Genomic DNA, 19965 nt, shown 5'->3' with positions numbered 1-19965 from the left:
CGAGACCTTGCGCTCGAATTCAGGCCATGCCTCGCGTCACGCTGGTGGCCGAGAATGACTGGCAAACGGGCATCAGCTCCATCGCGTTGACATTGAAGTGCGCCGGCAGCGCCGCCATCCAGTAGACCGCTTCGGCGATGTCGTCGGCGGTGAGGGCTTCCGTGCCTTCGTAAACCTTCTCCACACGGGCATCGTCGCCCTTGAAACGCACGTTGGAAAACTCCGTGCCGGAGCACAGCCCTGGCTCGACGTTCGATACGCGTACGCGCGTGCCGGTCAGGTCTGCCCGCAAGTTCAACGAAAACTGGCGGACGAACGCCTTGGTGGCGCCATACACGTTGCCGCCCGGATACGGATACGTCCCCGCGATCGAGCCAATGTTGATGATGTGACCACGATTGCGCTCCACCATGGCGGGAAGTAGCGCACGCGTCATATGCACGAGCCCGGAGCAGTTGGTGCCGATCATGCGGTCCCAATCGGTCAGGTCGGCACGCTGGGCGGGTTCCAGGCCCAGTGCCAGGCCGGCGTTGTTCACCAGGACATCGACTTCGCGCCAACCCTCGGGCAGGGAGCCCGGCAAGGTCGCAACGGCGTCGGCATCCAGCACGTCCAGCACGAACGGCAGCACGGCGTCGCCCAATTCGGCCTTGAGCGCGTCGAGGCGGTCCTGGCGGCGGCCTGCCGCAATCACACGATGGCCTTCTCGCACGAAACGCCGCGCGATGGCCGCGCCGAACCCGGCCGTTGCGCCGGTCACGAATACGATCATGGAAGTGTCTCCGGACCTGAAATTGCGAAAGATCAGAGTTTACCTGAAGCCTTGTGCCCTATTGCACCGCAATGTGCGTGTCTGCGCGCCCGCTTCTTGCGGCGGCCATGGCGCTGTCGTACACTCGCGAGCAACCATTCCACCTTGCGCGACTGGCGAATCCTGAAGCTGCTTTGAGCGGCTTCGACATGTGGGCAGCGACCACGAGGAAGCGCAAGGTTTCTGGCGTCATGCACAATGGCGCCTGCCGCTCGCCTGGGCAGCGAATGGGAAGCACAGGGTGACTCGGACACCTCTGCAATCGGCCAACGCCGAGCGCAGTCGTTCAAGCCGCGCGCATGTTTCCCCACGCCTCGCCCGATCTCCGCCATTTCCGTTTCGTTTCAGACCAGACACTCGCCATGTTCGAACGCAGCCGCTATACGATCGACCAGATCGATCCCGAAATCTTTGCCGCCATCCAGAAGGAAAATCAGCGTCAGGAAGACCACATCGAGTTGATTGCCTCCGAGAACTACACCTCCCCGGCCGTGATGGCCGCGCAGGGCTCGCAACTGACCAACAAGTACGCCGAGGGCTACCCCGGCAAGCGTTACTACGGCGGTTGCGAATACGTGGACGTGGTGGAACAGCTCGCCATCGACCGCGTGAAGCAGCTCTTTGGGGCCGAAGCCGCCAACGTGCAGCCGAACTCGGGCTCGCAGGCCAACCAGGGCGTGTTCTTCGCCGTGCTCAAGCCGGGTGACACGATCATGGGCATGAGCCTGGCTGAAGGCGGCCATCTGACGCACGGCATGGCGCTCAACATGAGCGGCAAGTGGTTCAACGTGGTCAGCTACGGCCTGAACGCTCAGGAAGACATCGATTACGACGCGCTGGAAGCCCTGGCACAGGAGAAGAAGCCGAAGCTGATCATTGCCGGCGCATCGGCATTTGCGCTGCGCATCGATTTCGAACGCATCGGCAAGATCGCCAAGTCGATTGGTGCGTACTTTATGGTGGACATGGCCCACTACGCCGGCCTGATCGCCGCCGGTGTGTACCCGAACCCGGTGCCGCACGCTGACTTTGTAACGACCACCACGCACAAGAGCCTGCGCGGCCCGCGCGGCGGCGTGATCCTGATGAAGGCCGAACACGAGAAGGCCATCAACTCGGCGATCTTCCCGGGTATCCAGGGCGGCCCGCTAATGCACGTGATTGCCGGCAAGGCGGTGGCGTTCAAGGAAGCACTGTCGCCCGAGTTCAAGGCTTACCAGCAACAGGTGGTGAAGAACGCGGCAGCCATGGCCGAAACGCTGATGGCCCGCGGCCTGCGTATCGTCTCCGGCCGCACCGAAAGCCACGTGATGCTGGTCGACCTGCGCGCCAAGAAGATCACCGGCAAGGAAGCCGAAAAGGTACTGGGTGATGCACACATCACGGTCAACAAGAACGCCATTCCGAATGACCCGGAAAAGCCGTTCGTGACGTCGGGCGTGCGCCTGGGTTCGCCCGCCATGACCACGCGTGGCTTCAAGGAAGCCGAGGCCGTGAAGGTCGCCCACCTGATCGCCGATGTGCTGGACAACCCGCACGACGAGGCCAACATCGCCGCCGTGCGCGCCAAGGTGGCTGAGCTGACCAAGCAGTTCCCGGTCTACGGCTGAGGCATCCGCCGATGGCCGGATCTTCCGGCCACGTAGTACCCTGCCGCGATGCGCCCCGAATTGAATGAGGGGCCATCGCGGCGTTGTTCTTTTAGCGCAGTGCGTTCTTTGAGGTTGCCGAGGAGACCACCGGCATGAAATGCCCCTTTTGCGGCCACGCGGCCACCCAGGTCATTGATACCCGCATGTCGGAAGAAGGCGACACCGTGCGCCGCCGCCGTCGTTGCGAATCCTGCGACCGCCGCTTCACCACCTACGAACGCATCGAGCTGTTCTTCCCCGCCGTCGTCAAAAAGAACGGCAGCCGTGTCGACTACGACCGCAACAAGGTCAAGGATTCCATGCGCCTGGCGCTGCGCAAGCGCCCCGTTTCCGCCGAGGCCATCGACGAGGCCATCGCCCGCATCGAAGAAAAACTCCTCAGCCACGGCGAGAAGGAAATCGGCAGCGATCGCGTGGGCGAGCTGGTGATGCGCGAACTCAAGCGGCTGGACAAGATCGGGTACATCCGGTTTGCGTCGGTGTATCGGAGTTTTGAGGATCTGGCTGAGTTTCGGGACGTGCTGGATGAGGTTGCGGCGACGAATGTGCGGAAGTGAAAAAGGGCCCCGACGGGCCCTTTCTTGTTTCCTGTTACCAACACTGCGCTGACGTGGTACCCGCAGCCATGTTTGCGTTGCTTTGTACGCCGAGTTGGTTGATGGTGTATGTCCCACACGCATCGGCCGTCTGCGGACTGACCGGCACAGCGGAAGCGGAATAGCCAGGCGCTGCAGCACCACTCGCGCCGGCCGTGCCCGTTACTGCAACATTCAGCTGATAGTACGACTGCGTGCCAGACTGAATGGCGAACGGAAAGCTCGCCGCCGCATAGCCCAGCGAAGCGGGCGACGCTGCATAGTTATTCTGCAGTGTAAAAAACCGCTCTTGGCGCACTGCCAAATCCAGCAGTGCGGTCTTCGCATCTGCCCGGTGCGATTTGAGGATGTATTGCTGGTACGACGGATAGGCGATGCGGGCCAGGATGGCGATGATCGCTACCGTGATCATCAGCTCCATCAACGAGAAACCGCTTTCGCCACGTGACAGGGTAGAAGTTGTATTTCGACTCATGATCAGCGCAGCTTGGTCCAAGTCATGCGCGAGCCAACACCGGCGGCGCTCGGGTTGATCTGGTTGACCGTACCCGTGCCGTTCACTGTCTGCTGCACCAGATACGGCAGCTTGTTGGCGGTCACGATAGACGGTGTGCCGGTACCACTCAAACCGATACCGCTGACAATGCCGCCGTTGAGTGTCGGGAAGTTATTGTTGTTGTCACCGAAGAACGACGCGGTGCCCGCCCCACCCGATGCGACAGAGATGGCCATGGTGTAGCCAGACGCAGGCGTCGAGGTACAGGACAAAACCTGTTGCGTGCCAGGCACCGTCGTGTTGACAATGAACATGCCATAGGCGAGCGTTGGGTTATAGACCACCTGTTCATAGTTGGTAACCGCACTCGAACCAGAGCCCGTGGTGGTGCTGGGCAGCGCGAGCTTCCAGCCGAACTGGGTATTGGCAGTACTGCTAGTGCCACACGCTGTCGAACCCACCCAACACACCTTGTTGTTGCTCACAGTCCGGTAGGACGGCATCGTGCCCGAACTGACGGACGTGTTGGTAATGCTCTGCGTCTGCAGGGTCGACGCAGTCACCGTCTGCGGGCCGGTCAGGGTTGCATAGACCGCAGCCGCCGGTGCGATCGCGTTCCAAGCGTTCATGTTCCAGTCCCAGACACCATACAGGGACTGTGCAGTGTTGCTGGAATAGGCGGCTGCGCTGGTCTGCGTTACGGGGAACGCCTGACCGGTGCCGAAGCTGACGAGCACACGCGGCGCTCCTGTGCCGCTACCCGGGATGGCTGCAACCGCCACCTTGCTGGTGATCGGTTGACCAGCCGGCGTTGAGAACATTGGCGCGCTGGAAACGCTCCAGGATGCTGGATTCTGCGACGTCAGATCGAAACGCCAGACGTTGCCGAACGCATCGCCTGCGTACACATAGTCGGTAATGTGATCGCCATCAAGATCCGCTGGCGTTACATAGGCGATACCGTTCTTATTGTTGGCTTTCAGAGGATCCTTGCTCGGGCCGTAGCCCGTGTCGAGGTAGTAGAAGGATGTGGTTCCATCGCTTGCCACCAGCATGATGTACAGACCTGCACCACCGCTTGAGCTATTCAGTCCATTTCCGAATAGCACCGCCCAATTGCCATTGTGAAGACGGCGGATCACTGGGGTACCGTAGGTGTTACCAAGATAGCTGGCACAACCGGCGACGTTGGTGCACTTGAGATTGGCGGACGACCATTCGCCGATAACTAGCGAGCTGGCGTTGCCCTCACTGAAGTTGGCGGGATTAGTGATATCGAGGGCATAAAGAGCGCCCGTGCCTACGCTCGTGTTGTCCGCAATCGCGCCGGAGGCGTTGCCACCACCACCCAGCCCACCGACCAGCCACGTATGCCAGGCATTTTTGTAGTAGAGCTCGCCTGTCCCGGGAGTCGCATCCACATACAGATTGTGCGCATACGAAGGGGAGCTGAAATCCAGTTTGCCGTTGGTGTTGTAGATGGTGTTCAGGGCCGCTGCCGGCATGTAGGCAAGAACTTCCTTCCCGTCGTTCGGCGTCGTCGCCGTAGTGAAATTGCCATTGGCATCGTAACCACCTGCACGGAAACCATGCAGCATGCCGTCATTTGCGCCAACGTACACAACGTTCGCCCGCTGTGCATTATTGGTCTTGAAGAGGGCATAGCTACCGGCAGGCTCGGACGGAGTTGCCGAGGAATAAAGAGAATCCACCCAAGGTCCGGTATACGGTGCCGATGGCGCTCCGACCCAGGTCGGGCTGGAGTTCATGATGTCGCCCATCACGCCAGTACGGGTGCGGAAGGCGCCGCCACTGGCGACCTCTTTGCTGCGATCTCCACGCAGATAGAGTTGACGCGGGCTGCTGGTGCTGCTCGCGGAACTACTGTCCAAGACATTCTTCTGCGCTGATGTGAGGTTCGACCACTGGAACGGAATGCCGCTGGTGCCATTCCACGTCAAAATGCTTCGCGCTGAAGGGGCTTGCGCTGTCACAGTGGACGTAGAACTGATGGCCGGGCATGCCCCGCCGGTCAAGGTGCAACTGGCATTCCAGTTGGCATTGGTTGCGATGGAGACAATGCCCGTGGTCGGGTCCATCACCAGGTTCTGCGCGGTCAACTCCCCCCACCAGTTGGTCGGATGATAGTAGGCGAGATACACCTGCGTCCCGGCTTCCACGCGAGCCGACTGCTGCACGTTGGTACCTGCTGAACTGTTGGCTTGCCCCACCGGAGCCGCCTTGAAGCAGGTGATTTCGTGCACGTTGCTGCCACCGCCGGTACCGGCTGAGAAACCAAAGCGGAATGACGCAGGCAGCGGCCCGTTCGACGCGGTGATACTTTGGTTTGTGATCACAGGCTGCGCTGTGCCGCCATTCACGCTATATGAGAGGCTCAGCAGACCGTCTTGTGTGATACTAAGTGCGTAGGTGATGGGGGTCGCGTTCCCCCGAACCGCCTTGCTGCCACCTGCCGAATTCTTTCCAGCAGCTTCCTGGCTATAGAGCTTGACGGTACTACTTAACGTATCGCCGCCAAGATAGTTGTAGTTATATGGAATCTGCTCGGTCGTCTGGCTGCCGTCGTCGATGTAGTAACCGTTCGCGTCCTGCTGCCCCGTACCGCTAAAGTTGTATAGATAGCCTGCTGCACACGTGCTCTGCACAGCGTTCATCTGCGTCGTGCTCAAGGCCGACGGATAATACTTCGCGTACTTAGTGGACAAGTTCGCCCAGTTGGTGTTGCCCGCACCGCGCAAGCTAATGCGACCGGGAATTGCGCCACCGCTGGCTCCGGAGCTGGTGTTGTCGCCGGCGTTCGAGAAGTTTCCGAACTCATCGATACCGAGGCCGATATAACCACCCTGCACGCCATCGTACGTAGGGTTGCCGTTAGAACAGCTGTAACCCAGACTGCCCCCCAGCGCCCCGACCGTAGCCGGGTACTTTCCGTCGGCCAAGAAGAAACTGATGCCGTCAGCGCCGGACGCTTGGCCAGCGGCATTCTTATAGGCATTACCACCGTACGTCACCGTCGTGAACGTTACCTGTATGCCCTGATTGGTCGGGAAGGTGAAGTTGGAAACGACAGCGCCCGTCTGGTTATTGCCGTTGCTACCCGTGGTTGTATCACCATTGGTCAGACGCAGAGCCCCCGAGCCCACCGCATCGGGAAGCGTACCAGTGACGCCCCCCACCAGGGTCGTACCACTGTAGTAGCTGAGCCCCGAACACGCCGGAATTGTGCCGCTGCCATTGCCCGCGGTCAGGCAAGCACCATTGAGGGCCTTCCAGTTATATGAAGACGAGGCACCCGTCAGCGTGTCGCTGATCACCAACTGCGCCCTGGCAACACCTGGCAGTAGCGCAGCGGTTGCCAGCAAACCCACCCGTTGAATTGTTTTCATCACTGTTGCCCCAGATCTTTGGCGCCAGAACTAATGCGATAGGTGCTCTGCACCACTGCTGCTGTCGTTGCATCACCGCCAAAACCATAGGCGGTGACTTGGAAAAGCTGAGCAAGCCCGTTCGGGCTCATACCCATGTAGTTGATGTATAAGCCTGGGACACCTGCGTAGTTGATATCCCCCGCTGGAGAGCTCGCACCGGCCATGCCCCCACCGCCGTTCGCCGTCATGGAAGGCGGCAGATAGGTTGACCCAACGCCCCACGGCAAAGTAGAGGGGGTCGCCAGAGCGGTGTTGCACACCCGCATATTTGCGAGCGTGTTGCCATTGTTTACACCTGAGCACGCGATGCCGGGCGAGCCGTTGCCCTGCCCCAGCCACCATTCGCCGTACTGAAGGGCGCTCTGTGCAGCCTCAAGCGCACGCTGCTTATCTCGCGTGTTGGCCGCAATCTTCTCTTGCAAGCCAAAGCTACGGAACATGCCAATAGCAAACAGCGTGAGAACAACCAGCAGAAGCAATCCAACAACGAGGGTGTACCCACGGTCAGCGCGATTTGGCAGCTTGGAAAAACGCATGGTGATGCTCATGACTGATTCTTCAGGCCGATGTTCTGCACCCACGTTGTGCTCTGCGCCTGCCCAACTTGGTTACCAAACTGTGTCGTAAAGGTGAGCGTGACCTGAACGGTATGGACTTGCGACCAATAACCCGACGCCGCCACCTGCGCGGCGGTCAGATAAGAGTCGTCATAGCCGTTGCTGTTGGTATCAGTGCCATACAGCACGCTCAATCTGGTGACGCCACTCACCAGCGGTACCGTGGTAGTTACACCGCTGGAGATAAGCGTCATCGCGCATTGCAGTTCGTTATTGGCATTGACAGACAATGTGTTGATGTAGACCTGCTGAGCGCCGGTCGTGTTTGTCTGGCCCAGACAGTTCATGGTGCCGTCCCCACTGGCAGTCGCAAACCGAGTTGTTACCGTATCCGTACCTGCGGTGGCACCCGAAGTACCGGAAATCACCTGGCCGGCAGCCAGCGAGCCATTCGCCGGGAATGCCGATAGGGCCGTGTTGACTGTCGGGTTGGGGAAATACCCCGCCTGCTGTACAACATTGGTCAAGATGGTCAGCGCCAGTCGCTCATTGTCTTGCAACTGCGCAAGCTGATCCTGGCTCGTGAAGCTCTTCTGCATGTTCACGAATACAACGACCACGCCAGTCATGATGAACAGCGCAATCACCATAGCGATCAGTATCTCGACTAGGCTCGTACCGCCTTGGCTGCGTGCCGATTGCATCCGGTGCGTCATCGAATTGGCGCTCATGGCTGGACGTAAACCGTAAAGCTCTGGGTGGACGCCGTGACCACCCCGGACGCTGACGTTGTGCTGTTGATCGCGACGTACTTTTCATTCCAGCTCACCGTGATGTTGCAGCTCACCGGCACACCCGTTGCCGTTGTGCAATTGACGGTAGCGGAATAGCCCGGGAAGTTCGCGTTCATCGTGCTGGCCCATTGCTGAACATCGTATGCAGCCAATTGAGCCGGCGTACAGGACTTCCCAGAAAGGCACGCGCCGGCGGTCAGTGTCTGATTCAACACATTCGAGCTGTCTGTGATAGTCGTGCCCGTCACGCTAAACGTTGCGGGAGCGGTGCCTCCCGCAGCCCAGAAAGCGCTATTTCCGTGCATGGCGGCTGCTAGGCTTTCGGTCTGCAGCGCAACCAGCGAACGTATGCGCGAGATCTGCGTATTGCCCACTGCTGCCGCCTGAATTTTTGCCAAACCCAGCAGACCCACGCCAACCACCACCATGGTGATCAGCGCCTCGATCAGCGAGAATCCAGCCGCAGCACGGCGCCGCATAATCAGTTGCATGCGCCGGTCCCCTTCGTCTGTACGATTTGCCGGCCGACCATGTTGATCGCAACGCACCGCGTTGCACTGTCATTGACTGGCGCCGCGGTATGTAACGTCATCGTGACGGTGCCATTGATCAAATTGGTCGCGAACCCATCGCGGTTATACGTCACCGCAGAAGCCGCGGGACTGGGCCTGAACGTATCGCCGCTCGGAAGGGGGCCACGCACGCGCAGCGGTACATCGCTGGTGGAATCTGTCGTACCCGAGCCATTGATGTCATTGAAGACGATCCAGCCGGCTTCCCAATTACTCGTGTTGGTCGTATTGCATGCGGTACCGTTGGACGATGGACAAAGACTAACCGGCTGTCCGCGCTTGATCGCCTCACTACGAGCAAATTGCAGATCGTTGACCAAAGAATTGGCTTCGGCCTGCAACCGCGTCCGCTGTGTAAGCCCGACATACGATGGTGTCGCTATTACCGCCAGAACCGCCACGATCGCCAACGTCACCATCAACTCAACCAGCGAGACGCCCTGAATGCGTTTCGAGCGAATGCAATCGGCGCGCCCCCGCACGCCGCTTCGCCCATTCGGGTGCGACATATCTGTATCAATTTGGCTGTGACACGACACTTTGTCGGCGCGAACGCCGACAGCTTCGCCACGCCATTCTCCCTGGTACCCAGACCAACGGTTGCGTGACGATTGAAGTTGATGCGCGGTAAGGTGATTGCGGACCGCTGCCGCCATATCAGTGCAAAAAACGACTGGCTAGAAACCCACATCGCCCAATGGGCGAGATCCCGTTAAGCATGACTCGAACCCCCGACTATTGTTTTATGCGGCAGTCACGACGCAATCGAGTTCGCGCGCTGCCAATTTGGAACTAATTTGAGTTCTTCTACGATGGCTCACGTCCGACCCCCGTGAACGTGATCATCTGCGCGACAAAAAAGCCCAGGCAGATTGCATCCCCGGAATAGTGGGGAATTAGTCAAAAAGTGTCAACAACCCCCTCCTTCAACCGCGAGATTCGGGAAGGTCAGTGTTGGTGAAAAACCAACGATCCGTCGCAACATGGACGCCGCGCGCCCGACTCCCGGGGAGGGTATTGACCAGATATGACAGTTATACGGCCAAATTCACACTAACTTGAGCGACTTTCCAAGTGTCCGTCGACTCATGCCTGCCTGCCATCACGTCAAGCGCCAACACGGCGCCATCTTGCTCGAATCCCTTGTCGCACTTGCCGTATTGTCCCTATGTGCGGCGGGCACCTTGACCGCACTTGAACGGATGGAGATCACCAGCCAAAGCCTGCGACAGCTATCGACCAACGTCCGAACGCAAAACAACCAGGCCGAATCCGCAAACGTGCACTGACATGTGCCGGCTCTCTCATGCTCGGCGGGGCGCGACGCTTGCGGAGTTGCTGATCGGCACGCTGGTCGGGCTGATCGTGCTTGGCATCGCGCTGCAACTGACACTCCTGGCCCGTGCAAGCTATCAGCGCGTTGCCGACGATGCCCTGATCGAAAGCCGCGGCACGCAAGCGCTGGAATTGCTGACAATGGCACTGCAGCATGCAGGGTGGGCAACCGATACGCCAGCAGCATCGCCAGAGCGCCGATGGCCAGACGCGAAGGCGACGCTATCGATTCAAGGTGCGGACAGTTGCACCCCTCCCGAAACGGAAGTCCTTGGCTGCAACGGCAGTGGCATCCGAAACAGCGATGCCGTGCTGGTCCGCTTTGCTGGCCGCAGCATGCATGCCAACCCGCAGCGAGCTGACGACAGCATCATCGATTGCTCCGGCTACGGGGTCGCTGAGCCGGTTCAAAACGGCGGCGACGACCAGCGCGCGGGATACATGCTGCTTTATCTCGCCCGATCGACGGATCAAGAACCGCAGCTCATGTGCCGCTCGCGAAGGCATCAAGCCGGTCAGACTGTGGGGGGCCGTTGGACATCTAATAGCATGGTCCGCGGCGTCGAAACAATGCAGCTTCTGTATGTGGTTCGCTCCCCCGGCGGCACCTCGAGCACGACACTGTCCGCGCGGTCGCTCACTACCGAGCAATGGCGCCAGGTTCAAGCCGTGCACATCGCGCTGGTCGTTCGCGGCGAATACAACACGCCCAGGTCAGCCAACAAGGCCACGTCCACACTCGCGCTATTTCCCGACCTCAAGCGAGTTGAAGGCGCCGACGCACAGGACTTGCACTTCACGCCAACCGAACCCCAACGCCGTCGTGCCGTTTTCACGGCAACGGTACGCTTGCGCAATCCACTCGCCTGCGATGTGGACGTATGTTGAGCGTTAGCGCCAAAGCGCGTGGTTTCTCGATGATGGTCGTGATGCCTGCGGTGGTGTTGCTCGGCCTACTGACCACGGCGACCTTCCATCTGGTGTTGGATCAACGACACCGCACGTCTCTCACGGCCGATCGTGCCTTGGCCAAATACGGCGCCGAAATGGCGCTGAATGCGGCGGAGTGCGAACTGTCCGTCGCCACCGAAACGCCCACGAACCTCGAATGTATGGCGGCCTTGCCCCGGGAACGTATCGCCGCCCTGGAACCGGGTTCGCGACGAGGCTTCCTCATGGGAGCGTGCGGCAGCGACGTCTCGCTCGGGCTATGTCAGCCGCAACCCGACCAATCGCTCTGGATGTTGGCGCGACTGCTCGATGCAACCACCCTCGCCGTAGAGATCGACGCACGCCTCCCAGGCACCCTGCGCACTGCTGGCCGCACTGCGCGGTACGTCATTGAGCCGATTCCCGATCGATGGCACGGCCAAACTCGGCATAGCGATGACACGCCACCGCTTTGGTTGTATCGCATCACGGCAGCAGGATTTGGCGCCGACCCCGCGGTCAGTGTCGTGCTGCAAACAGTCTTCCGCCCCCGAGTGCCGCGCCATACATCCACGCCTCAGACCACCACCGAAGCTGCACTGCCCACCATTCGACCCAGTGGCACGGTGACACAACGCGTCTACACCACAAGCGACCAGCACGACGCAACCGCCCCCCATTCGCAAACCTTCATGCTCGGCCGCCTGAACTGGCGTGAGCTGATCGAGGAGGGCCTACGATGAAGTATCGCTATGCCGCATTCACGCTTGTCGAGCTTACGATCGCATTGGTTATCGCTGCGTTGTTGACCGGCGCCGCCATACAAACCTGGTCGAGACACCATGAGCGCGCGCGGCGGACTGCGGCGCATGCGGCGCTGGTCTCAACCATGGTGGAATTGGAACGCCAGTATGCGCACACAGGCAATAGCTCCTCACCGGCCAACATTCCGGAATACATCTCCGGCTATCACTTGCTTGCTGGCCCGTGCGATGGGCGTGCTGCCGCACATTGCATTGAAGTCGTCGCCCAGCCGGTGCACGCGGGCACCGACTGCGGCGCGCTTATCCTGCGCAACACCGGCGAACGGTTCACGCAGATCGGCAATACGCGCCAACCGGCATCGCCCGCATGCTGGCCATGAACGCGTCTCGTCTGCGGGCCGGCTTCACGCTGACTGAGCTCGTCGTCGTCCTGAGCGTGATATCGATCCTTGCGGTGTTCGCCGCGCCCGCAGCGTTGAATTGGTGGCAACGCGAGACCGTCGTCGTTCTGGCCGACCGCTTTGTCAGCGCGATCTCGCTGGCGCAGACCATGTCGCGCGATCAGCGTGCGTGGGTCCACCTCGGCCCGTCCAACGCTGGGCAAGGCTGGTCGTCGGGATGGGCGTTGTATATGACGCCCTCGCCGCAAACGCAGGCGACGCCCCTTGAACCCGGCACCCAAGATATCTTGATGCGCGTGTCGCCGCCTGTGATGCCGCCCGTCGAATTTGCGTTCACGGCGTCACAGCGGGATGTCGACACCCTCTCTTTTGCACCTGTGGGATACTCGCGACAGCGCAACGGCAGCCAGCTCTACGGCACGCTGACAATCCGATCTGGAGCACATGAGCGGCGGGTCCGTATCAGTTCCGCAGGCCGCGCCCGCATCTGCGATCCGGCCAAGGACACCAAAACGTGCGGCACTGGCGCCTCGGCTAACAACGATTAACCCAAACTCCCGTTTTCTTGCTCATGTTCTCCGACTTCGACCACGCCATGATGCAGCGCGCCCTGGCGCTGGCCGAGAAGGGCTTGTTCACCACCACGCCGAACCCGCGTGTCGGGTGCGTGATCGTGCGAGACGACACCGTCATCGGCGAGGGCTACACACAACCCGCCGGCCAGGACCATGCTGAAATCCAGGCCATCAAGGACGCCCAGTCGCGCGGCCAGGACGTGCGCGGCGCCACCGCTTATGTGACGCTGGAGCCCTGCAGCCACTTTGGCCGCACCCCGCCCTGCGCAGATCGACTGGTCGAAGCAGGCATTGCACGCGTGGTGGCGGCCATGGAAGATCCAAATCCTGCCGTCTCTGGGCGTGGTCTGCAGAAGCTGCGCGATGCCGGCGTGGACGTGCGTTGCGGTCTGCTTGAGCGCGAGGCGCGCGAGCTGAATATCGGTTTCGTTTCGCGTATGACCCGCGGCACGCCGTGGGTGCGCGTGAAGGTCGGCGCATCCCTGGACGGCCGCACTGCGTTGGACAACGGCGTCAGCCAATGGATTACCGAAGCCGAAGCGCGCAACGACGGGCACCGCTGGCGCGCGCGTGCGTGCGCCATCCTGACCGGCATCGGCACCGTACGCGAAGACAATCCGCGACTGACCGTGCGTGCCGTCAATACGCCTCGCCAGCCACGCCGCGTGCTGATCGACTCTGCGCTGGACGTGCCGCTCGACGCGCATATCCTCACGGCAGATGGTCACCATGAGCCGACGCTGATTTTTGCCGCCCAGCCCGAAGCGGGCCGCATGCGGGCGTTGAGCGAGCGCGGCGCAGAGGTCATCCTGCTGCCCAATGCAGCTGGAAAGGTCGACCTGGCCGCGGTTCTGCGCGAACTTGGCCGCCGCGAAATCAACGAGCTGCACGTCGAGGCCGGCTTCAAGCTTAACGGCTCGCTGCTGCGCGAAGGGCTGGTTGACGAGGTCCTCGTCTATCTGGCGCCGAAGGTGCTGGGCTCGGGCCAGGGCATGTTCAATATGGGGCCTCTGCAGACGCTGGAAGGCGCGGCCGAATTCTTCTTTCACGATATCTCGCGCATCGGGGGCGATCTCCGCATCCTGGCGCGCCGCAACCCGACGGATTGATTGCTTATGTTCACCGGAATCGTCGCCGCAGTTGGCCGAATTGAAACTGTCTCGCCGCTTGGCGACAACGCCGATGCCGGCGTGCGCTTGTCCATCGACGCCGGCGGCCTGCCGCTTGCAGACGTGGCTTTGGGCGATTCGATTGCCATCCAGGGCGCGTGCATGACGGTCGTCGCCAAAGCCGACAACCGTTTCGAGGTCGATGTGTCACGCGAATCGCTCTCCAAGACAGTCGGGCTGGAAGGCCCGGGCGAGGTCAATCTGGAGAAGGCCCTGCGCCTGGCGGACCACATCGGGGGGCACCTCGTGTCAGGCCACGTGGACGGCCTGGGCACGGTCACACACTTCGCGCCCGTCAACGAATCCCACGAACTGCGTGTGCGGGCGCCGGCAGAGCTAGGCAAATATCTGGCCTACAAGGGCTCCGTGGTGGTGAACGGCGTATCGCTTACGGTCAATACCGTCCGTGACGACGCCGATGGCTGCGAGTTCTCGATCAATCTGATCCCGCACACCGTGGCAGTCACCACGCTCAAACACTTGAAGGCCGGCAGCCAGGTCAACCTGGAGATCGACCTGATCGCCCGCTACGTGGAACGCATGTTGACCCACGCCGCTATTGGCCTGCCCGTGGGCACACAACCCCTGGCAGCCGTTTGAACCATTGGCCCCACTGGCTTGGGGCCGCCTTGGCGTACAATAGCGGGCTTCCCATTTACGCAGTCGCACGGCCCCCGAAATCACCGATTGGCGGGAGTTGACCGGCGGCGCGCACCCCTGCTACGCCATGTCGATCGCCACAGTCGAAGAAATCATTGCCGAAATCCGCGCCGGCCGCATGGTCATCCTGGTCGACGAGGAAGACCGTGAGAACGAAGGCGACCTGATCCTGGCGAGCGATTTCGTCACGCCAGAAGCCATCAACTTCATGGTCACGCACGCGCGCGGCCTGGTGTGCCTGACGCTCACCGAAGAACATTGCGATCAGCTCGACCTGCCCATGATGGCGAGCCGCAACGGCACGCAGTTCGGCACCAATTTCACCGTATCGATCGAAGCGGCCGAGGGTGTGACCACGGGTATTTCGGCAGCCGACCGTGCGCGCACGATCCAGGTGGCCGCGGCCAAGAACGCGAAACCGTCTGATCTGGTGAATCCGGGCCACATCTTCCCGCTGAGGGCCCAGAAGGGTGGCGTGCTCATGCGCGCCGGCCATACCGAAGCCGGCTGCGACCTGACCGCACTGGCTGGCCTGACGCCCGCCGCCGTGATCTGCGAGATCCTGAAGGACGACGGCACCATGGCGCGCTTGCCGGACCTGGTGGAATTCGCCAAGAAACACGGTTTGAAGATCGGCACGATTGCCGACTTGATCCAATATCGCAGCCGCACCGAGAGCATCGTCGAGCGCGTCGGCGAGCGCACGATGGAGACGCAGTTCGGCACGTTCCATGCCGTTGCCTTCCGCGACCGCGCGGCCGGCCGCGCCCATCTGGCGCTGGTCAAGGGCACGCCGACACCGGACACCGAAACGCTGGTGCGCGTGCATGAGCCCCTGTCGGTGCTTGATCTGCTGGAATGCCAGCGCACGACGCACTCGTGGAGCGTGCCCGCTGCCCTGCGTGCAGTGCAGGCCGCCCCGACCGGCGTCGTCGTACTGCTCAATTGCGGCGATTCGGCGGACCGCCTGTTCACCCAGTTCACCGCGCTGGATGCACCCCACGAGCGCCCGCGCACGAAACCCGATCCGCGCATCTATGGAATCGGCGCACAGATTCTCAAGGAGGTGGGCGTGGGCAAGATGCGGGTGCTGGCCTCGCCACTCAAGCTGCCGAGCATGGTCGGCTACGATCTGGAAGTGACGGCGTACCAGTCGATGGCGGATGCGCCAGGCGTCACTTCTCATTCGTCCACCGCCACGCACTGAATGTTCCGCGGTAGCTAAGCTGCCGCGCAGGCCCTCTTTTTTTTTGACGTTGCCAGATAGACAACCTCAGGCAACCCCAACCGGAATACACCATGGACCACGGCTTCTACCCGACCAATCTCAACGGCGAAGGCCTGCGCATCGGCATCGTCCAGGCGCGTTTTAACGAGCCCGTGTGCGAAGCGCTGCGCGAAGCATGCGTCGCTGAACTCGAACAACTCGGTGTGGCCGGCGAAGACGTGCTGCTGGTCACCGTGCCGGGTGCGCTGGAAGTCCCGCTGGCCCTGCAAAAGATGGCCGAATCGGGCCAGTTCGACGCGCTGATCGCACTGGGCGCAGTCATCCGCGGCGAGACGTACCACTTCGAGCTGGTGTCCAACGAATCGGGCGCCGGCATCACGCGCGTGGGCCTGGACTTCAACATCGCCATCGCCAACGGCATCCTGACCACCGACACCGACGCACAGGCCCACGCCCGCACCCGCGAAAAGGGTCGCGACTGCGCCCGCACCGCTGTCGAAATGGCCAACCTGACCAACGACCTCGACGGTCTGCAGGATCACGGCCAGGACGACGACGGCGAGAATGAATAAGCGCTTCCTCGCGCAAAGGCTTTTCCCATGACGCAAGACAATTCCCAAGCCAAGGCCAAAGCGCCCGCCAAGAGCGCGCGCCGCCGTGCGCGCGAACTGGCGCTGCAGGGTCTGTATCAATGGCTGCTCAATCGCAACGACCCGGGCGTGGTCGAGGCGCATCTGCAGGACGCGCAAGGCTTCAACAAGGCCGACCGCGCGCACTTCGACGCGCTGCTGCACGGTGCGATCCGCGAAGAAACCACGCTGACAGAGGCGTTCACGCCGTACCTGGATCGTCCGGTTGCCGAGCTGTCGCCGGTCGAGCGTGCCGCCCTGCTGGTCGGCGCGTACGAGTTGGTGCACTGCGTGGACATCCCGTACAAGGTCGTGATCAACGAGGCGGTTGAGCTGACCAAGACCTTTGGCGGCGTCGAAGGCTACAAGTACGTCAACGGCGTGCTGGACAAACTGGCCGCCCAGGTCCGCGCTGTCGAGGTCGCTGCCCGCCGGTAATTCGGCGTCTGTGGTTCGCTTTACCTTTTTGCTTCGCTTCAAGATGGACGCCTACCGCCTGCAGACAGCCGCCCGGCTCGCCAATATCCGCGCCTTTCACGTGATGGAGCTGGCCAAGCAGGCCCGCGAACTGGAACTGGCGGGACGCAGCATCATCCACATGGGCATCGGCGAGCCGGACTTCACCGCCGCCGAGCCCGTCGTGCAAGCCGCGGCCGACGCCATGCGGCGCGGCGTCACGCAGTACACCGGGGCCTTGGGCATTCGCCCGCTGCGCCAGGCAATCGCCCGCTACTATCACACCGTTTACGGCCTCGACATCGCTCCCGAGCGCATCGTCGTGACGGCGGGCGCGTCGGCAGCATTGCTGCTGGCGTGTGCGGTGCTGGTGGAGATCGGCGGCGAAGTCCTGATGCCCGATCCGAGCTATCCGTGCAACCGTCACTTCGTGGATGCCTTCAATGGCGAGGCAAAGCTGGTGCCGTCGGGGCCGGACGAACGCTTCCAGTTGACGGCTGCGCAGGTCGACGCTCACTGGGGCGACCGCACGCAGGGCGTGCTGCTGGCCTCTCCTTCCAATCCGACGGGCACGTCGATCCTGCCGGATGAGCTGCAGCGTATTGTGCAGACGGTACGCGCGCGAGGCGGATTTTCGATCGTCGACGAGATTTACCAAGGCCTTTCGTACGACCAAGCCCCCGTCTCGGCACTGTCGTTCGGCGACGATGTCGTCACGATCAACAGCTTCTCCAAGTATTTCAACATGACCGGCTGGCGACTCGGCTGGCTGGTGGCGCCCGCCGAACTGGTGCCCGAGTTCGAAAAGGTCGCGCAGAACCTGTTCATCTGCGCGTCGGCGGTGGCGCAGTACGCGGCGCTCGCGTGCTTCGAGCCGGAAGCGTTGGCGATTTACGAAGAGCGCAAGGCCGAATTCCGCCGCCGCCGGGATTTCATTGTGCCGGCCCTGGAATCGCTCGGCTTCAAGGTACCGGTCAAGCCGGACGGAGCGTTCTATGTTTACGCCGATTGCCGAGGCGTGAACCATCCGCGTGCCGACGATGCCGATGCCCTCACCCAGTCGATGCTGCACGACGCGGGCGTGGTGCTCGTGCCGGGACTCGATTTTGGACCGCATACAGCGCGGCACTACATCCGGCTGTCCTACGCCACGTCGATGGCACATCTGGAAGAAGCGGTCGCACGGCTCGGCAAGCTATTCGGTCGATAAAGCACGCTTCGTATCGCCAAAACAAAAAGGCCATCCCGGAGGACGGCCTTTCTATTTAGTGCAGCGAATCAAGCTGATCAGGCTTGGCCCTGCGACTTACTGTCCAGACGCGCCTCTTCCTGTTGGCGTGGGGCCGGTTTGTCGGTCGGCTTGGCGGCTTGCGTCTTCACGTCAGCCTGCGCCACGGGCGCGGCTGTCGCCACCGGCTTCACCGGTTCACGTTCGGATGCCGCAGTCATCGGCGAACGATGGCCCGTCGCGACCATGCGCAGGCGCGAACGCTCCTGCAACACCTTGCCGCCGTAGCCGCCATCGCCCTGGGTCACGGCCCCGACATACAGCTTCAGGCCGCCCTCGATCGATCCTGCGCGTGCGATGCAATCCTTCAGTACCAGCGCACCGACCTTGATGTTGGCGTACGGGTTGAGCGCTGCACCGACGCCGCCCATCACTTCGTACTTGTCCTGGTGGACCTTCGTCATGACCTGCATCAGGCCCTGCGCACCCATACCGCTCTCGGCGAACGGGTTGAAGCTGGACTCGATCGCCATCACGCCAAGGATGAGCAATGGATCCAGGCCGACTTCCTTGCCGGTCTGATACGCAGCCTTCACCAGCTGGCCGGTGGCTGTAGCCGCCACGCGATACTTGCGGGCAATGTATTCCGCCACGGCAGCCTGCTCTCGCGGGGTACCGGCGGTTGCCGACTCACGCGCGTCGCGGACGACTTGCGTGTTCGGAATCTGCGCAGCCAACTCGGCCACGGACGGCACCTTCGAAAGCGCGTCCCAACCTGCCGCCGCGACCGTGCCACCCTGGGCCGTCGCCGGAGCGACAGCTTGAGCGGCGCCCGTGCCGGCGGACGGCGCTGTCGGTGCAAAAGCCACCGGCTGCACGCCAGCCGCAATTGCGGGTGACGGATTTGCCGAGGCGACACTGGTGTCGACACCCGGCGTGAAATGCAGCACGCGTTGAGCGACCGTGGCACGCCACTCGCTGTTCAGCGAGAGTGCAACTGCGGCCGCGACCGCCAGCAAGCCGATGCTATTGAGCACGACATGCCCGCTGCGGAACACCAGCAGTACGCCAGGATGCAACTCATTGCGGGACGCGGCGGCGCCCCCTGCGTTCAACTCCATGCGCAGCTTACGAGGCAGCGCAACTTGACCGGCACGCGCGAGGCGGCGGCCAACCGGGGCGACGAGCCGGCGTTGCAGCGCCGATCCGATCCCGGAAGAATGAAGGGTTTTCCAACCGTTCATACTTACCTCCGTCCGCTGCTCAGATCCGGTAGACGCCTTTCTTTTGCATGGCGCCGTGCGTTTCAGGTCGCAACGGTTTTTAGTAAGGATGCCGCGCTGTTGCAGTCAGCCGGCATCTGTTGGGGGCACTCCCCTAGTGCCCAGAGAAATGCGGGCCGTGTCCTTGGGGAGGTCACGTCCCGCAGCGATGCTGATGTGCTCTGGTGTCGCCCCTCACATGGTTGAGAACAGGGCGAAGGCATTAGCCGAAAACATGTTGCGTTGCAACAATTACCAGATCGGATTGGATTGTAGGAAGCGCGTTATGCCAAGTCAATCATAAAGAAACGATTTTTCATATCCAAAAGTTATGATATGCGTCCCGTTGTTGCGACTAGCTGACCTGCGACGCGTTCTGTCATCAGGGGGCCATGCGGTTT

21 protein-coding genes and 1 riboswitch are annotated in these 19965 nt (G+C 61.6%); of the genes, 13 read left to right on the top strand and 8 right to left on the bottom strand.

The window, feature by feature from the left end; genetic code table 11:
- Positions 1-19: 19 nt before the first annotated feature.
- Positions 20-772 carry a bifunctional NADP-dependent 3-hydroxy acid dehydrogenase/3-hydroxypropionate dehydrogenase YdfG gene (gene ydfG, locus RP6297_RS03345; RefSeq protein WP_009238844.1) on the bottom strand — a complete coding sequence of 251 codons (753 nt, stop codon included), beginning with the start codon at positions 770-772 and terminating at the stop codon, positions 20-22.
- A gap of 138 nt (positions 773-910) precedes the next feature.
- Positions 911-1040: riboswitch (ZMP/ZTP riboswitch) on the top strand.
- Between the two features lie 133 nt (positions 1041-1173).
- On the opposite strand from ydfG, the gene glyA reads away from it, so the two are divergent.
- A complete protein-coding gene (glyA, locus tag RP6297_RS03340) occupies positions 1174-2421 on the top strand; it encodes a serine hydroxymethyltransferase (RefSeq protein ID WP_037027468.1) in 1248 nt (415 codons plus the stop codon).
- Positions 2422-2555: 134 nt separating this feature from the next.
- Positions 2556-3020, top strand: a complete 465-nt coding sequence (nrdR, locus tag RP6297_RS03335; RefSeq protein ID WP_004629525.1) for a transcriptional regulator NrdR — start codon at positions 2556-2558, stop codon at positions 3018-3020.
- A 34-nt stretch (positions 3021-3054) separates the two neighbouring features.
- Here the strand turns inward: nrdR and RP6297_RS03330 are convergent, their stop codons facing one another.
- Genes RP6297_RS03330 through RP6297_RS03305 form a run of 6 tightly spaced genes read right to left on the bottom strand, consistent with a single transcriptional unit; the run spans position 3055 to position 9436 of the window.
- Complete coding sequence (locus RP6297_RS03330) at positions 3055-3555, bottom strand: type IV pilin protein (RefSeq protein WP_425328657.1); 501 nt, start codon at positions 3553-3555, stop codon at positions 3055-3057.
- Positions 3537-6962 carry a pilus assembly protein gene (locus tag RP6297_RS03325; protein ID WP_009238847.1) on the bottom strand — a complete coding sequence of 1142 codons (3426 nt, stop codon included), beginning with the start codon at positions 6960-6962 and terminating at the stop codon, positions 3537-3539. The genes RP6297_RS03330 and RP6297_RS03325 overlap by 19 nt, the downstream gene beginning before the upstream one ends.
- Positions 6962-7552 (bottom strand): pilus assembly PilX family protein, encoded by a 591-nt coding sequence (locus RP6297_RS03320; protein ID WP_009277301.1) that lies wholly within the window; start codon positions 7550-7552, stop codon positions 6962-6964. The genes RP6297_RS03325 and RP6297_RS03320 overlap by 1 nt, the downstream gene beginning before the upstream one ends.
- Positions 7549-8292: a PilW family protein gene (locus tag RP6297_RS03315; RefSeq protein ID WP_009238849.1), complete on the bottom strand. Its 744-nt coding sequence runs from the start codon at positions 8290-8292 to the stop codon at positions 7549-7551. Before RP6297_RS03315 ends, RP6297_RS03320 begins: the two co-directional genes overlap by 4 nt.
- Positions 8289-8846 (bottom strand): type IV pilus modification protein PilV, encoded by a 558-nt coding sequence (gene pilV, locus RP6297_RS03310; protein ID WP_009238850.1) that lies wholly within the window; start codon positions 8844-8846, stop codon positions 8289-8291. Before pilV ends, RP6297_RS03315 begins: the two co-directional genes overlap by 4 nt.
- Positions 8837-9436, bottom strand: a complete 600-nt coding sequence (locus RP6297_RS03305) for a GspH/FimT family pseudopilin (protein ID WP_108912248.1) — start codon at positions 9434-9436, stop codon at positions 8837-8839. The genes pilV and RP6297_RS03305 overlap by 10 nt, the downstream gene beginning before the upstream one ends.
- A 579-nt stretch (positions 9437-10015) precedes the next feature.
- Here RP6297_RS03305 and RP6297_RS03300 point away from each other — a divergent pair.
- From RP6297_RS03300 to RP6297_RS03250, 11 genes are all read left to right on the top strand, one after another.
- Positions 10016-10216 carry a type IV pilus modification PilV family protein gene (locus RP6297_RS03300; protein ID WP_009238852.1) on the top strand — a complete coding sequence of 67 codons (201 nt, stop codon included), beginning with the start codon at positions 10016-10018 and terminating at the stop codon, positions 10214-10216.
- A gap of 1 nt (position 10217) precedes the next feature.
- Positions 10218-11150 carry a PilW family protein gene (locus RP6297_RS03295; protein WP_009238853.1) on the top strand — a complete coding sequence of 311 codons (933 nt, stop codon included), beginning with the start codon at positions 10218-10220 and terminating at the stop codon, positions 11148-11150.
- Between the two features lie 29 nt (positions 11151-11179).
- Positions 11180-11935 carry a pilus assembly PilX family protein gene (locus RP6297_RS03290; protein WP_009238854.1) on the top strand — a complete coding sequence of 252 codons (756 nt, stop codon included), beginning with the start codon at positions 11180-11182 and terminating at the stop codon, positions 11933-11935.
- Entirely contained in the window at positions 11932-12336 is a 405-nt protein-coding gene (locus RP6297_RS03285) for a type IV pilin protein (RefSeq protein ID WP_009238855.1), read from the top strand. Before RP6297_RS03290 ends, RP6297_RS03285 begins: the two co-directional genes overlap by 4 nt.
- A complete protein-coding gene (locus tag RP6297_RS03280) occupies positions 12324-12905 on the top strand; it encodes a GspH/FimT family pseudopilin (RefSeq protein WP_009238856.1) in 582 nt (193 codons plus the stop codon). The genes RP6297_RS03285 and RP6297_RS03280 overlap by 13 nt, the downstream gene beginning before the upstream one ends.
- A 23-nt stretch (positions 12906-12928) precedes the next feature.
- The gene (gene ribD, locus RP6297_RS03275; RefSeq protein ID WP_009238857.1) at positions 12929-14041 is read left to right on the top strand and encodes a bifunctional diaminohydroxyphosphoribosylaminopyrimidine deaminase/5-amino-6-(5-phosphoribosylamino)uracil reductase RibD; all 1113 of its coding nucleotides are present in this window, start codon (positions 12929-12931) and stop codon (positions 14039-14041) included.
- A 6-nt stretch (positions 14042-14047) separates the two neighbouring features.
- Positions 14048-14701: a riboflavin synthase gene (locus RP6297_RS03270; protein ID WP_009238858.1), complete on the top strand. Its 654-nt coding sequence runs from the start codon at positions 14048-14050 to the stop codon at positions 14699-14701.
- A gap of 127 nt (positions 14702-14828) precedes the next feature.
- Positions 14829-15968 carry a bifunctional 3,4-dihydroxy-2-butanone-4-phosphate synthase/GTP cyclohydrolase II gene (ribBA, locus tag RP6297_RS03265; protein ID WP_009238859.1) on the top strand — a complete coding sequence of 380 codons (1140 nt, stop codon included), beginning with the start codon at positions 14829-14831 and terminating at the stop codon, positions 15966-15968.
- A 92-nt stretch (positions 15969-16060) separates the two neighbouring features.
- Positions 16061-16561: a 6,7-dimethyl-8-ribityllumazine synthase gene (gene ribH, locus RP6297_RS03260; protein WP_004629552.1), complete on the top strand. Its 501-nt coding sequence runs from the start codon at positions 16061-16063 to the stop codon at positions 16559-16561.
- Positions 16562-16588: 27 nt separating this feature from the next.
- A complete protein-coding gene (gene nusB / locus RP6297_RS03255) occupies positions 16589-17056 on the top strand; it encodes a transcription antitermination factor NusB (RefSeq protein ID WP_009238860.1) in 468 nt (155 codons plus the stop codon).
- A 43-nt stretch (positions 17057-17099) separates the two neighbouring features.
- On the top strand, positions 17100-18284 hold the full coding sequence (locus RP6297_RS03250; protein ID WP_009238861.1) for a pyridoxal phosphate-dependent aminotransferase: 1185 nt from the start codon (positions 17100-17102) through the stop codon (positions 18282-18284).
- A 77-nt stretch (positions 18285-18361) separates the two neighbouring features.
- Here RP6297_RS03250 and RP6297_RS03245 read toward each other — a convergent pair whose 3' ends face one another.
- Positions 18362-19546 (bottom strand): lytic transglycosylase domain-containing protein, encoded by a 1185-nt coding sequence (locus RP6297_RS03245; RefSeq protein ID WP_009238862.1) that lies wholly within the window; start codon positions 19544-19546, stop codon positions 18362-18364.
- Positions 19547-19965 lie beyond the last annotated feature (419 nt).

Source organism: Ralstonia pickettii, from assembly GCF_016466415.2.
GTDB lineage: Bacteria > Pseudomonadota > Gammaproteobacteria > Burkholderiales > Burkholderiaceae > Ralstonia > Ralstonia pickettii.
Note: the sequence above shows the minus strand (reverse complement) of the source record. Positions and strands in the feature narration are given on the sequence as shown.